Below are 13,286 nucleotides of genomic sequence, written 5' to 3'. Positions count from 1 at the left end.
CCTCATGTAGAGGAGTTGCGGGCCGCAGATGAGCCCTGCCTGCCACGGCGAGAATGCCGGGGCAGGTGATATGGAGATCAGACTGGCTGCATTTCACGCTTCAGTCGGCGTGGTACTTCCCAGTCGAGTTCGGTTTCACGCTTTTTTTCCAGCGCATCGATATGCTTGAGTTTTTTGCCTTCGACAAACTGGCCAGACAACAGCAGGCGCGGTTTGCTGGCAGCGGAGACGAAACCATGCGTGGCCCAGCGTGAGCGTGGCAGGCTGGTGGCAGCCAGGATGCCATAATCGGCACCGCAACTGATGCCTTTTTCAGCAACCAGGGATTCGCCAGTCTTGATGTATTTGGCGGCATAGATGTTGCCCTTGGTCGCAATCCAGCGGTCACTGTGGATTTCACCACGCAGGCTGCTGACTTCGCCAGTAGCGCGCAGATAGCCCCAGCAACTGATGTCGCCCTGGCTGTGAATGCTGGCCACATCGAGGTTGCCTTGGCAGATCAGGTTGGCTGCAAACAGCGCACCCTCAACCTGGATATCAGTTTCACTGAATAGCTCACCCTGGCAATTGCAATCACCGGCAACGTGGATGGCTGCTGCCGACAAATGGCCGCCAACAAACTGGATTTCACCAACTTCCAGCACATCATCCAGCTGCACATTGCCGTGGCAATCGAGATCAGCACAAGCGACATAACCAAGCGCCTGGATATCGCCAAAACCGCCAAAGGCATCATGATGATCATACCGTTTCAGGATGGCAGGGTGCACCAGAATATCCATATAGCTGCTGCCATCGGCGGCCGGTTTGCGCTGGTCCAGTTCCAGCATGCGCGCCATCCAGTCGGCACTGCAACCGGTTTTGATGAGGTATTCGACATCGATATTGCCACCGGCGTCCAGCGCATGGCCGACATACAGGGATTGCACGCGTATATCGCCAGTGACGGTGAGTTTGCCCAGGCAAAACACTTCTTCGGCCTCTAAATCGCCATCAATCAGGCAATCGCCTCCGACGATGAACTGCGTGGCAATCACGGCATCACCCTGAATGTGCACGTCGCCGTTGCTGGCAAATTGCTTGCGTTTCAAACGTGAGGTTTGTACCGGAGCAGGTAAGTCCAGAGCGGCCAGGACGGGCTTCTTGGTTGCAGGAGTAGTGCGCTTGATCATGGGAACCTTGGAATAGTTGATAGATGGGCTACATCAGGAATGAGATAAATGAGACTATAGAGCCGCATTATCCCCGAAATGCAAGCGGCTCAGCAATCCATCAAATGTTGTCAGGACGGCAGGGCATCCAGCCGCCCGCTTTCTGCCAGTTCGCGGATGATGCGCACGGTTTCCACATCTGCTTCCTGGTAAGCTGATTTGCGGTATTCGTTATACATTTTAGCTTCAGCATCTTCTGCTTCAGCGTTGCCACTGTCATAGGTGAAACGAACAAACAGCGCGTCTGGTTGTGGCTCTTCTATGCTCATGCGCAATGAAGACGGGGGAATGTCGTTTTGAGCTGCCACGTCGTAATGCACATGTTCGAGATGGACGAAGCTGACGCGGTCAGTGATTTCCAGCGCGCCGTATTTCAAAGTGCGCGTCATGCTGGCTTCATTGCGGTCCATGATGCTGGCGTCGTCAAGGTAAGAGACAAACAGCCTTGGCATTTCTGCCCGCAACACCAGGCCGCGCCATAATTGTTCGCGAGTGATCACCTCTACCGCAGGATTGCCGAGGTCATTGATTTCAACTAAATGTTCGAATTTCATGGAGCACCTTTTTTCTGATGCCGCCAGTTTACTCCAGCTTGCTCTCGCCTGCTCTTGCTTTCCCTGGTCCATGAACGTGGATTCAGGTCTTGAGTATGGAATCAACCAGAGTTAAAAATGCCTGGTAGCGTATCGGTTTTGCCATATAGGCATCACAGCCAGCAGCGCGGAAGCGCTCTTCATCACCACTCATGGCAAAGGCGGTGAGCGCAACAATCTTGATATGGGCAGTGCCAGCGGCAGCTTTTAGCTGCCGGGTGGCTGTCATCCCGTCGATGCCGGGCAATTGCATGTCCATCAGGATGAGGTCGGGTAGTTCCATTCTGGCAATTTGCAAGCCTGCCTCTGCATCGACGGCTTGCAACACTTCGTAGCCGGCATTCTGCAACAGGAATGCCGCCAGCTTCATATTGACCGGGTTGTCTTCAATGATCAGTACACTCGCCATCTTACTTGCCCCTGCCTGCCATAGCCCGCCTTACTTCACCGATGAAACGGCCGTGATTGAAATCAGATTTTTCTATGACTTTTTTAACATCGCCATTCAGGCGCATCCTGTCGTCGGTAGTTACCTGCTTGGCGGTCAGGATAATAATCGGGATACTTGCTGTGACTGTATCACTTTTCAGGGCCTCCACCACATCAAAGCCATTAATTTCAGGCATCATTAAATCCAGCACGATCAGGTCTGGCTTATGCTGATGTGCCATGTCTATACCTTCCTGCCCGCCCAGCGCGGCCAGGGTTTTATAGCCAAAGATATCAAGTTGTGTAGTCACCAGACGCACGGCTTTGGGATCATCATCCACCACCAGGGCAGTTTTTTGTGCAGCCGCAGAGTCTTTACAAAAGCCCATGGCACTCAGGGCGGCAGTCAAGTTTTCACGGGCGATGGGTTTTTGCATGACATGGGCTGCGCCTAAAGACAGGCCGCGGCCACGGTCGGCCACGATGGAGATGATGACTACCGGGGTTGAGGAAAATAAGGGATGCTGTTTGAAATTTTCAAGAAATTCCCAGCCATCCATGTCAGGCAATAAAATATCCAGGGTAATCAGGTCAGGGTGTTCGTGCTCTGCCATGGCCAGCGCTGCTTCTGCCGTGGTGGCGCGGACGATGCGGAAGCCTTCGCTTTCCAGTTGCACGCGCAAGACTTCGGCGGCCTGGTCGTCGTCTTCTATGACCAGTGCGAGCAACTCGCCCTGCGTATGAATCACGCTGTTACTGGCAGCTTTGCTGCTGATGGCATTGTTGGCAGTGCTACCGTCGTCATTGTCAACATTGGCATCGGCAGCGGTAGCTTGCGCTTTGGATTTGAGCGGCAAGTTGGCGGTACGCCATGGCAGCAAGACGGTGAAGGTTGAGCCCTTGTCGGCGATGCTGCTGAGCGTGACACTGCCTTCATGCAGTTCGGCCATGCGTTTTACCATGACCAGGCCCAGGCCGGTACCCTGATGTTTGCGCGACAGGCTATTGTCTATCTGGGTAAAAGGTTTGAACAAGAGTACCTGTGATTCTTCTGGTATGCCTATGCCGCTATCGCTGACCATGATTTCCAGATAATGTTCAAAGCGTCCGCCCGCAACCAGATAACCGTCAATCCGGCGGGCCGAGATATGCACACGGCCACCCTCAGGAGTGAACTTGACGGCATTTGACAAAAGGTTGTAAATGATTTGCTTGACCTTGACTTCATCGAGCCAGATATCGTGCAGGTTGTCCTGGATTTTGGCAGTGACCTGCAGATTCTGCAGACTGGCCTGCTCACGTACCACTTGCAAGCTCGATTGCACCAGGGAACCGATATCCGTAGGTTCCAGATTGATCTGCATCTTGCCGGCTTCTATTTTCGACAAATCGAGAATGTCATTGATCAGCGCCAGCAAGTGTTTACCACTATTGAAGATATCTGCGGAGGCATCTTTTTGCTGGGTGGACAAGCTACCCAGCAAGCCGTCCTTGAGTATTTCAGAAAAACCGACAATAGCATTCAGCGGGGTGCGCAATTCATGTGACATGTTCGCCAGAAATTCAGATTTCATGCGGCTGGCCTGTTCCAGTTGTTGGTTCTTGGCAGCGATTTCTTCACTACTGCTGCGTAACTGTTCTGCCAGTAGCTTGAGGTCATTGTATTGCCGCAGATTATGCAGGGCGACACCTAGCTGACTGGCCAGTCTTTCCAGAAACGCCTGTTCGCCAGCAATGATATCGTTGGTAGTTGCCAGCACCATGACGGCCAGACGATGATCCTGATACACCACAGGGACCATCAACACATGCCTGGGGCTGAAATTTCCCAGCCCGGTTTGCAGGCTCAGGCGACTAGCGTCTAGCGAATTGGTTTTACCGGTCAGGGCAACTTGGCCCAGCATGCCCTCGCCCAGCTCAAATTCACGCGGAATATCGCTGGCCAGGCCATAGCTGGCTTCACAGCGAAAGCGTGCATACCATTCGTCGAAACCATACAGTGCCGACATCAGGTAGCCATGCCTTTCAGCCAGTAGGTTCAACAGGCCATCAAAGATTTTACTTCGCTCAAAGCTGGCGGCAAACAGGTTCTGCGCCTTGACCTGGGTGTCGTCATAATGCGCCGCGGTGCGCAGTTTACGTTCGGTAAGTATGAAATCCGTCACGTCTACATTCACCGACAAACCACCGATCAGCTTGCCAGCATCATCGCGCAAGGGAGCAGTGCTGTTGGAAATGGTTTTACGGGTGCCGTCAAAGCAGCGAATGTCTGCCAGTTCATTGAGTATGGTCTCGCCCGTCCTCAGGGTGCGAGCCATGGCCCATTCATCAGACGCTATGCGCTTGCCCGTATCTGGCCACCAGCCAGCATATTCACCATACTGGTCTGCACTGACGAGGCGGCTGCCACCCCAGATGATCTTGGCGCCTGGATTGATGGTGTTCAGCATGCCTGTACGGTCAGAGATCAGGACACCGACCGGTAAAATATCCAGCACCTGTTTTAACAGAGACTCGCTATCGCGTACCGCTGCTTCTGCCAATACCCGCTGGTTGACATCGCGCTTGAACTGCCACCACAACAAGGCACCACCCGCCAGGGTGATGAGGAGTACCAGTATGCCTATATTGCGGGCCTGCAAATAATTGTTTTCGACTTGAGTCTTGCGTTGTTGCAGCAAGACTCGCTCTTCTTCTTCCATGCTGTTGATCTGCGCCAGCAGGGCTTCCATGATGATACGCGGTGTACCGCTGATCAGTTGCCTGCGCACCGCTGCATAGCCATCTATCTGATATACCTGCAAGGTATTGTCCAGTGCGTTCAGCCTTTCTTCGAGTTTTTGCATCAGATTTTTATACAGCAATTGCTGGCGTGGATTATCCGCAGTCAGGTCGGCGATGTTCTTGGCCGCCTCACGTACCTGCCTGGACTTGCTGTCGCGCTGACCCGTGAAGACATCATCACCAGTGATGAAATACAAGCGTTGTATGCTTTCCAGTTCCAGCACACCTGACCTGACGTCATTCAACTTGTCCAGCACTTGGTAGGTATGCGTAACCCATAAGGAATTTACACGATAGTCTTGCAGTGAGCGGTACATTTGCCAGCCAGCGGACAAAAGTAAGACCAGCCCGAACATAAGCCCTGCGAGCAGTCTGAATTCGGTACTGAGTTTTTTCATGATGCATTTTCCATGGTGAACACAGGTGAACTAGGACTTCATGTAAAACTTCTTGCAAATCATGCTAATGATCTGGCGGTCTGCCCAACCTGGGTTCAGGCGCAAATGCAATCAGGGTACCCACGCTGAGGTCCAGTACAAAATAGTCCAGCCTGTGTTGCCCTTCCAAGCGGGTCTGTACCCGCTGTTTGCGTTCAGCTGCATAGGCGTCTTGCAAGACTGCTGGCCACTCTTCAATCTGCGCGCCTATATTGATCTGTGTCTGATCAAGCTCCTTGAGCACGCGGATGGCAGCACTATTATATTTGCTGACGACGCCATCGACAATCAGGCATGCACCCATGGGCAGATGATCGATGGCATCTGCCGCCATGTCCTTGTGGATGGAGTACATGAGCGCATCCAGGGTACGGAAGGCGTGTGCAGTGCCTGCATTATCGAGAATACCGTTGTATTCTTTCAACAGGCGTTCACGTTCACGGTTTACTGCATATTGTTTCAATGCCAGATTCACCGTTGCCTGCAATTCTTCATCCTGCCAGGGTTTGGTCACCACCATGAATGGATGGGCCTGGTTAACGACTCTCAGCACACTGTCCAGATCGGGATAGGCGGTCAAAATCAAGCGCACGACATCCGGGTGCTTTTCTTTGCAGCAGATTAAAAAATCAGCCGCGGCCTTGTCGCGCGGTTCACAGATCAGTACGCCTACATGGTGTTCTGCCATGATGGCTTGCGCTTCCCGCGCATTGCTGGCGGCGAGCAGGGGATGTTGTAAAGAACTAAGCAATCGTAATAATGCTTGCAGCAAACCGGCATCGTCGTCAATCAGCAGGATAGTGGGAAGTTGGGTTTCAGGCATCGGCATGCAGTTCGTAAATAGCAGCAAAGCGGTCGGCCTCTGCGACAAAACAGGACAATACTGCCTGATCAAAATGCTCGGGTTCGGTACGGCCATCGCCTTCGATAATGATATTCATGCTGCGTTCATGATCCAGCGCAGGTTTGTAGGGGCGGCGGCTGCGCAAGGCATCATACACATCGCAAATCTGCATGACCCTGGCTGCAATCGGGATGGCTTCACCCCTGAGCCCGTTCGGGTAACCACTGCCATCCCAGCGTTCGTGATGGTTCAGGGCGATTTCTGCCCCCATTTCGGTATAGGGCGAAGTGCCTCTGGAGAGTATGCTGGCACCCAGGGCGCAATGGGTGCGCATGATATTCCACTCATCGTGGTTAAAGCTGCCGGGTTTTAACAAGACATGGTCAGGTATGCCTATCTTGCCTATGTCATGCATGGGGCTGGCCTGGAAAATCGCATCATGAAATTCATCAGGTAAATCCATTGCTTCTGACAGCGCACGGCAGTAGTAACTGATGCGGCGTACATGATGGCCGGTTTCTTCGTCCTTGTGCTCAGCCGCACGCACCAGCGTGAACACGGTATCGCGGTAAGCGTCTTGCAACTGGGCGGTGCGCTGTACCACCTGGCTTTCCAGAATACGATTATGGTCATTCAAAAAATCACCATATTCTTTAAGGCGCAAGAGATTGCGTACCCGTACGCTGAGGTCGGCACTGTCTATGGGCTTGGTCAAGAATTCTTCTGCACCAGCCTGCAGGGCGCGCAGTTTGGAGGCACGGTCATCCAGGGCAGTCAGCATGATGACGGGTACCGGCTGGGTCAGTGGATTGGCCTTGAGTTCGGCAACGGTGGCATAACCATCCATGCCCGGCATCATGATGTCAAGCAAGATCAGGTCAGGCTGGGAGAAGGCGGCAATTTTGAGCGCGTCAGCGCCATTGCCCGCACTCAGTGTAGAATAACCTTCAGCACGCAAGAGCACTTCCAGCAAGCGTATATTTCTTGCTTCGTCGTCAACCAAAAGGATACGGGCAGATCTCTGGTCTTTCATAAAAGCCATCCTCCTGAGTAAAAGAATAGTCTTAGCTTAATCAATTGTCTAGCCTTTATTTCTATCTTTTTGGCAACAATTTTCCTATTGTCAGTATGTGATTGTTGCTGGTGGCTTGCTGGTCGGTCTGTGCGCATGTTCACATAGCGCAAGCTAATCGTTCAAGCTCAAGGTTCCCTGGCTATTGCAGGCTACAATAGTGCCTGCAAGTTTTTTCGGATCAGCTCCGCTTTCCCTTTATGTCCCATGGTCTGAATACTCCCCAGCGTGATGCAGTGAATTATATGGAAGGCCCTTGCCTGGTGTTGGCAGGTGCAGGTTCGGGCAAGACGCGCGTGATTACCCAGAAAATCGTCAATCTGATAGAACTGCATGGTTATGATCCAAAACATATTGCTGCCCTGACCTTCACTAACAAGGCCGCGCTGGAAATGCAGGAACGTATCGCCAAACTATTGGCCGAGCCGCGCCAGGCCAGGCAGTTGACGGTTTCCACCTTCCACTCGTTGGGCGTAAAGATACTTAGGCAGGAAGCGCAGGCTTTGGGCTTGAAAGACCGTTTTTCCATCATGGACAGCGATGATTGCTTTTCGCTGGTACAGGATCTGGCGATCACCACCGACAAGCAATTGATACGCCGCATACAGACCGCCATGTCGCTATGGAAAAATGGTCTGGTTGATCCCGAACTGGCACTCAAACAGGCACAGGATGAAGATGAGGCGATTGCCGCCAGGGTCTATCGTAGCTATGTCGCCACCCTGTCTGCTTATCAGGCAGTCGATTTTGATGATTTGATACGTTTGCCGGTAGAACTGTTCCGTAGCAATGAACAGGTGCGCGACAAATGGCAGCGCCGCTTGCGTTACCTGCTCGTTGATGAGTACCAGGACACCAATACCTGCCAGTATGAACTGGTGAAATTATTGGTGAGCGGCATAGGCAAGAAACCCATGTTCACCGCCGTGGGTGATGATGACCAGGCCATCTATGCCTGGCGTGGTGCGACCATAGAAAACCTGAAGACCCTGCAAGTGGATTTCCCCAATCTGGAAATCATCAAGCTGGAACAAAATTACCGTTCGAGTACACGCATCTTGCAGGCGGCCAATTCTGTCATCGGCAATAATCCCAAGCTGTTTGAAAAGTCGCTGTGGTCTGAACATGGCCTGGGTGATCCGGTCAAGGTACTGGGCATGCAGGATGATGAGCAAGAGGCCGAGCAAGTTGCCATCATGATTTCTGCCCACCGCTTCGAGCGCCAGGCAAAATATTCTGATTATGCGATTTTGTATCGCGGCAATCACCAGGCGCGCGTGATAGAACAGGCGCTGCGGCGTGAGCGCATTCCTTACACTATCTCCGGTGGCCAGAGTTTTTTTGACCGTGCCGAGATCAAGGACATCATTGCCTATCTGCGCCTGATCGCCAATGAAGATGATGATCCCGCTTTCATCCGCGCCATCACCACCCCAAAACGTGGTGTAGGCCTGGCCACGCTGGAAGTACTGGGTGAATTTGCCGGACAATGGCAATGCTCACTGTTTGCCGCCGTCTTCAAAGGTGGCATAGAGGCCAAATTGCCTGAGAAGCAGCTAAGGCCTTTACGGAATTTCTGTACCTTCATCAACCAGGTCGAGGCCCATGCCCACAGGGAAAGTCATGCCAGCGAACTGCTGGATGACCTGATGAAGGAAATCAATTACGAAGGCTATCTCTACGACAGCTTTGAAGACCGTGCCGCTCAAAACAAATGGCAGAACGTACTTGACTTTACCCAGTGGCTGAAGACCAAGGGCAGCGGTGGCAAAGACGGTAACGATGATCACCGCAGCCTGCTGGATTTGACCCAGATGGTCGCCTTGATGACCATGATGGAAGGCAAGGATGAAGAACCGGACGCCGTGCGCATGTCCACCCTGCACGCTTCCAAGGGCCTGGAATATCCGCATGTGTTTCTGGTGGGCGTCGAAGAAGGCATTTTGCCGCACAAAGGCGACCCCGATGCGCCGATAGAGACTTATGCCGCACGCATAGAAGAAGAGCGCCGCCTGATGTATGTAGGCATCACCCGCGCCCAACGCAGCCTGCATATCACCTGGTGCAAGAAACGCAAACGTGCAGGTGTGCAGGTACATTGCGATCCTTCCCGCTTTATCAAGGAAATGAAACTTGATGAAGGCAATGCTGTGCCGACAGAAGGTGAAGTCATGACACCGAAGGAAAGGCTGGCTGGTTTAAAAGCCTTATTGAGCAAACCCAGGGAATAATGCGCTAATTTGGTGCGTCTTGAGCTACCGGTCAGGCAAAAATGTTAATATTGCCTAAGGCGTAAGGATAATTAGCTCAGACAGCGTAGGTAAAATAGCTGGCGTCTCAAAAGAGTAGTCATACTTTGCAAAAGGGATTTATGCGCCGTTTGCTCGCCTTGCTTATGATTATGTCCTGCAATTTGCTCATGCAGCCAGCACAGGCACGGGCGGGTTGTGAACGTGTGATCGTCTCGGCAGACCCTGCCTATCCCCCCTTGCACTGGCATGATGGCAAGCAGTTTCGCGGTGCCAGTATCGCTATCATTAGCCGTATCCTTGATGATCTCGGTTTGCCCTATGAACTGCGTTACCTGGGGCCGTGGAAGCGCGTATTGAATGCTGCCCAGAATGGCAACATCGACGTCATCGCCACCCTCAAAAATACCCCGGAGCGCCAGTTTTTTATTGTTCAGTGAGCTGGTGCTGAATAATCCCGTGGCTGCCTTTGTAAAAAAAGACCACCCCATGCCCTATGCAAAATGGGAAGATCTCGCAGGTTTGCGTGGTGGCATCGCGCGCGGCAACCGTTTTGGCTCTGCATTCGACGAGTACATGGACAACCGCCTGCACATCAATGAGACAGATAACCTGGAAACGGCCTTCAATATGTTGCTGGCAAACCGCTTTGATTATGTGATCACTGGTTACCATGTCGGTCAGGCTTATATGGCCTCAGCAAATATCGATGACAAGCTGGTTCCTCTGCAACCGTTTTTGATAGACTCACAAAACCTGTTTGGTTTTGTCGCACAGAGTCCCTGTGCTGTTCATCTGTCCGCTTTCAACAAGCAATTGGAGAAATTGCATAAAGAAGGTTTCATCGAACGTGCTTTGTTGCAAGCCCGTGCCGACTGGCGCAAAGCACCCGTCATAGGAAAAAACTGATTTCATGCCGAACTCAACATCTATACCACCGCTATTACCATCAACTTCTTGCCTGATTACCACAAGCGAACAACTGGAAGCCTTGTTTGATGCAGTTGGTGCAGCGTCCATCAAAAAGGAAGTGCCTTATGTCCATCACCATTACCGGGCCATGATAGAAGCCTCACCCTTTGCGGTGTTAGCGACACGCGGCCCTGATGGACTGGACGCTTCCCCCCGCGGCGATGCCCCTGGCTTCATCGTGGTTGAAGACGAAAAAACTTTGTTGTTGCCTGAGCGTCGCGGCAATAACCGCGTGGATAGCCTGCGCAATATTCTGTTTGACCCGCAGGTTGGGCTATTGTTTTTAATTCCTGGCGTGGGCGAGACTTTGCGGGTGAACGGCAAGGCCAGTATCTCTGTTGAGCCTGCTTTACTGGACAGGTTTGCCGTGGATGGCAAAGCACCTAAATGCATGCTGCGCATCGCAGTTGATACGGTTTATTTTCAATGTGCGCGCGCCATTATCCGTTCGCACTTATGGCAAACTGCTGGAGAAAAAGCGACCGGCTTACCCAGCCCAGGCACGATACTGGCTGCGCTGACCAATGCTGAAGTCGATGGCGACAAATACGATAGTGAGTTACCCGCAAGACAGCGTGCGACTTTGTATTAAGCCGGACTTACGCAAAACCGCCCCCAGCTGCGTTGCAGCTCCTCTCCTAGGAGCCGCGTACTAAAGTATTGTCTTCGTCGCTGACGGTGTAGTCGGGTTTCAGACAACATGGTTGTCTGCCGACGAAACGAACCTCCCCTGCAAGGGAGATTTCCTAAAAGTGACAACCTTGCCGGGACAATTTTGCGTAACTCCTCTCCAGTAATCGATTGAATCTAAAATCGTGTTTATTAGCGGTGCGCGCGCTTTCTGGTATCCTGTGCCGCCTGGTGCGATATCGGAACCAGATCAGGGCCAGACCAAATAATTACATGGAACTTATGATAATGAAATTCAAGCCTACGCTTACTCAGTTAATGCTCAAATGTCTGACCGCATTTGGTCTGGCCATTGCCACCAGCAGTGTTTTTGCCCAGGCAGAGACGCCTGCCAAAGGTGTTTTCTGGGAAGTCAAATCAGACAAAAATACTGCCTATCTGTTTGGTTCCATCCATCTCGCCAAAGCCAGTTTCTATCCCCTGCCTGAGGCCGTCGATGCAGCCTATAAACAGGCTGATACCCTGGTGGTGGAAGTCGATACGACCGATACCAAGGCAGCAGAAAAAGCCATGCCTTTCTTTACTTATGCAGCGCCAGACAAACTGGAAAACCATATCAGGAAGAGCACTTTTGAAAGTCTGCAATCCATGGTCGGCCCGGCGGCTGCCCAATTCCAGAGCCTCAAACCCACGATAGTCGCCACCGCACTCAGCATAGGCGTATTTAGGCAGCAAGGCTATGATGCTTCCAAAGGAGTCGATCTGCATTATGTCTTGCGCGCCAAACAGGACAAGAAAGATATCGTCGAACTCGAAAGCACGGCATTTCAAGCCAGCGTGCTGGGTGGCCTGGCCGACGAAGATGCTGACGCCATGCTGGCACAAACCCTGGATGGTTTAAAAAGTGGCGACACCCTGCGTGAAACCGCTGGCATGATCGCCGCCTGGAAAAGTGGCGATGCAGAAGGCCTCGCAAAAATCCTGCAAGATGCAGCCAGCAAGGATGTGGGGTCGAAAAAGCTCATGAAATTATTACTGGATGACCGTAATCAGGGTATGACAAAAAAAATCCAGGGCTTGCTTGGAGAAGGGAAAAAACTCTTCATCGTGGTTGGTGCAGGACATTTGTCGGGTGTCAATAGCATCATCGATTTGCTGGAAAAACAGGGTCTGGAAGTGAAGCAGATTAAATAAACTGCTATTTACAATTGACATCAAGGCGCAGGGCACGCAGCTCTGCGCCATTTTTTTGCCGCATTAATGCAGTCACAAAGTATATTCCAAGCCGTTTTATATGGAATCCAGCAACGAAGTCTTGTTTTCCACATCTGACCAGGCCCTGAAAAGACAAAGGGGCGTGCAAATGCACATCTGTTACAAAAAATATTTAACCGGTATCCGATAAATTTTTTTGCACCAGCATGAAGAGAGAACGCAATATTGGCGAGCTTTTCAATTGAATTTGCACAAGCGTAGAGAATTTTTCAGATAAATCAAATCAGCTGGCCGCACCAAATACATGCGCCAATAGCATTATGTATTTTGGAAATAATGCCTATATGAATTATTGATTTTTGAGCGAACTGCTGCTCACGTATATTGCATTCATCTGCCCGTGATCAGCTCAATTCAGCGATGCACAAACCCTGACGAATACCGTTGCAAATACCATGGCGCAGTTGCTCATTCATTGATACAACCTGAGGAGTTTATTATGTCCCCACATTTCCGCTTGTACGCCTTTGTCACCACGCTGGCGTTTGCCCTGGCCACCTTGCCTGCCTTTGCCATGGAAGCTGACCAGGCATTTGCTGCATCCGGTTGCGAAGCACCAAGTTATGATCAACGCACATTGAATGATGAAGAGCACGGCCTGGTCAAGCTCAACTACCTGCTCGATGACAAAGGCACGGTAATCGATGTAAAAATTATTGACTCCAGTGGCTCTCGCAAACTCGACAAGGCATCCTTGCGTGCCCTGAAAGCCTGCCGCTTCCAGGTCGGTGCGACGCCTGGCTGGAATACCCTGGCATTTGCCTGGACCTTGAAATAATTGCCGGTGAGC

General features: G+C 51.8%; 12 protein-coding genes. 6 read left to right on the top strand and 6 right to left on the bottom strand.

Annotated features, from left to right (window positions below):
* Positions 1–77 precede the first annotated feature (77 nt).
* The 6 genes from ACO0LG_RS06030 to ACO0LG_RS06005 all read right to left on the bottom strand — a co-directional run bounded on the left by ACO0LG_RS06030 (position 78) and on the right by ACO0LG_RS06005 (position 7,331).
* Positions 78–1,172: a hypothetical protein gene (locus tag ACO0LG_RS06030; protein WP_423024304.1), complete on the bottom strand. Its 1,095-nt coding sequence runs from the start codon at positions 1,170–1,172 to the stop codon at positions 78–80.
* Between the two features lie 110 nt (positions 1,173–1,282).
* Complete coding sequence (locus ACO0LG_RS06025) at positions 1,283–1,765, bottom strand: SRPBCC family protein (RefSeq protein WP_423024302.1); 483 nt, start codon at positions 1,763–1,765, stop codon at positions 1,283–1,285.
* An 82-nt stretch (positions 1,766–1,847) separates the two neighbouring features.
* Positions 1,848–2,213, bottom strand: coding sequence for a response regulator (locus tag ACO0LG_RS06020; protein ID WP_423024300.1), 366 nt, complete (start codon positions 2,211–2,213; stop codon positions 1,848–1,850).
* A 1-nt stretch (position 2,214) separates the two neighbouring features.
* Complete coding sequence (locus ACO0LG_RS06015; protein WP_423024298.1) at positions 2,215–5,415, bottom strand: response regulator; 3,201 nt, start codon at positions 5,413–5,415, stop codon at positions 2,215–2,217.
* Between the two features lie 64 nt (positions 5,416–5,479).
* Positions 5,480–6,277, bottom strand: a complete 798-nt coding sequence (locus tag ACO0LG_RS06010; RefSeq protein ID WP_423024296.1) for a hypothetical protein — start codon at positions 6,275–6,277, stop codon at positions 5,480–5,482.
* Positions 6,270–7,331 carry a response regulator gene (locus tag ACO0LG_RS06005; protein WP_423024294.1) on the bottom strand — a complete coding sequence of 354 codons (1,062 nt, stop codon included), beginning with the start codon at positions 7,329–7,331 and terminating at the stop codon, positions 6,270–6,272. Before ACO0LG_RS06005 ends, ACO0LG_RS06010 begins: the two co-directional genes overlap by 8 nt.
* Positions 7,332–7,570: 239 nt before the next feature.
* Here ACO0LG_RS06005 and ACO0LG_RS06000 point away from each other — a divergent pair, with 239 nt between their 5' ends.
* The 6 genes from ACO0LG_RS06000 to ACO0LG_RS05975 all read left to right on the top strand — a co-directional run bounded on the left by ACO0LG_RS06000 (position 7,571) and on the right by ACO0LG_RS05975 (position 13,274).
* Positions 7,571–9,601, top strand: a complete 2,031-nt coding sequence (locus ACO0LG_RS06000) for a UvrD-helicase domain-containing protein (protein ID WP_423024292.1) — start codon at positions 7,571–7,573, stop codon at positions 9,599–9,601.
* Between the two features lie 188 nt (positions 9,602–9,789).
* Positions 9,790–10,059, top strand: coding sequence for a substrate-binding periplasmic protein (locus ACO0LG_RS05995; protein WP_423024290.1), 270 nt, complete (start codon positions 9,790–9,792; stop codon positions 10,057–10,059).
* Positions 9,992–10,528 carry a substrate-binding periplasmic protein gene (locus tag ACO0LG_RS05990; protein WP_423024288.1) on the top strand — a complete coding sequence of 179 codons (537 nt, stop codon included), beginning with the start codon at positions 9,992–9,994 and terminating at the stop codon, positions 10,526–10,528. The genes ACO0LG_RS05995 and ACO0LG_RS05990 overlap by 68 nt, the downstream gene beginning before the upstream one ends.
* Positions 10,529–10,532: 4 nt before the next feature.
* Positions 10,533–11,183: a pyridoxamine 5'-phosphate oxidase family protein gene (locus ACO0LG_RS05985; protein WP_423024286.1), complete on the top strand. Its 651-nt coding sequence runs from the start codon at positions 10,533–10,535 to the stop codon at positions 11,181–11,183.
* Positions 11,184–11,509: 326 nt separating this feature from the next.
* Positions 11,510–12,415 (top strand): TraB/GumN family protein, encoded by a 906-nt coding sequence (locus ACO0LG_RS05980; RefSeq protein WP_423024284.1) that lies wholly within the window; start codon positions 11,510–11,512, stop codon positions 12,413–12,415.
* Positions 12,416–12,935: 520 nt separating this feature from the next.
* Positions 12,936–13,274: a TonB family protein gene (locus tag ACO0LG_RS05975; protein ID WP_423024282.1), complete on the top strand. Its 339-nt coding sequence runs from the start codon at positions 12,936–12,938 to the stop codon at positions 13,272–13,274.
* Positions 13,275–13,286: the final 12 nt, after the last annotated feature.

The sequence above is a fragment of the Undibacterium sp. Ji42W genome, assembly GCF_049340405.1.
GTDB lineage: Bacteria > Pseudomonadota > Gammaproteobacteria > Burkholderiales > Burkholderiaceae_D > Undibacterium.
Note: the sequence above shows the minus strand (reverse complement) of the source record. Positions and strands in the feature narration are given on the sequence as shown.

Excerpts from the sequence above, each read along its gene's own strand:
- ACO0LG_RS06030 (WP_423024304.1), bottom strand. The coding sequence starts at position 1,172 with ATGATCAAGCGCACTACTCCTGCAACCAAGAAGCCCGTCCTGGCCGCT.
- ACO0LG_RS06025 (WP_423024302.1), bottom strand. The coding sequence starts at position 1,765 with ATGAAATTCGAACATTTAGTTGAAATCAATGACCTCGGCAATCCTGCG.
- ACO0LG_RS05980 (WP_423024284.1), top strand. The coding sequence starts at position 11,510 with ATGAAATTCAAGCCTACGCTTACTCAGTTAATGCTCAAATGTCTGACC.
- ACO0LG_RS06015 (WP_423024298.1), bottom strand. The coding sequence starts at position 5,415 with ATGAAAAAACTCAGTACCGAATTCAGACTGCTCGCAGGGCTTATGTTC.
- ACO0LG_RS06005 (WP_423024294.1), bottom strand. The coding sequence starts at position 7,331 with ATGAAAGACCAGAGATCTGCCCGTATCCTTTTGGTTGACGACGAAGCA.
- ACO0LG_RS06020 (WP_423024300.1), bottom strand. The coding sequence starts at position 2,213 with ATGGCGAGTGTACTGATCATTGAAGACAACCCGGTCAATATGAAGCTG.
- ACO0LG_RS05975 (WP_423024282.1), top strand. The coding sequence starts at position 12,936 with ATGTCCCCACATTTCCGCTTGTACGCCTTTGTCACCACGCTGGCGTTT.
- ACO0LG_RS06010 (WP_423024296.1), bottom strand. The coding sequence starts at position 6,277 with ATGCCTGAAACCCAACTTCCCACTATCCTGCTGATTGACGACGATGCC.
- ACO0LG_RS05995 (WP_423024290.1), top strand. The coding sequence starts at position 9,790 with ATGCAGCCAGCACAGGCACGGGCGGGTTGTGAACGTGTGATCGTCTCG.
- ACO0LG_RS05990 (WP_423024288.1), top strand. The coding sequence starts at position 9,992 with ATGGCAACATCGACGTCATCGCCACCCTCAAAAATACCCCGGAGCGCC.
- ACO0LG_RS06000 (WP_423024292.1), top strand. The coding sequence starts at position 7,571 with ATGTCCCATGGTCTGAATACTCCCCAGCGTGATGCAGTGAATTATATG.
- ACO0LG_RS05985 (WP_423024286.1), top strand. The coding sequence starts at position 10,533 with ATGCCGAACTCAACATCTATACCACCGCTATTACCATCAACTTCTTGC.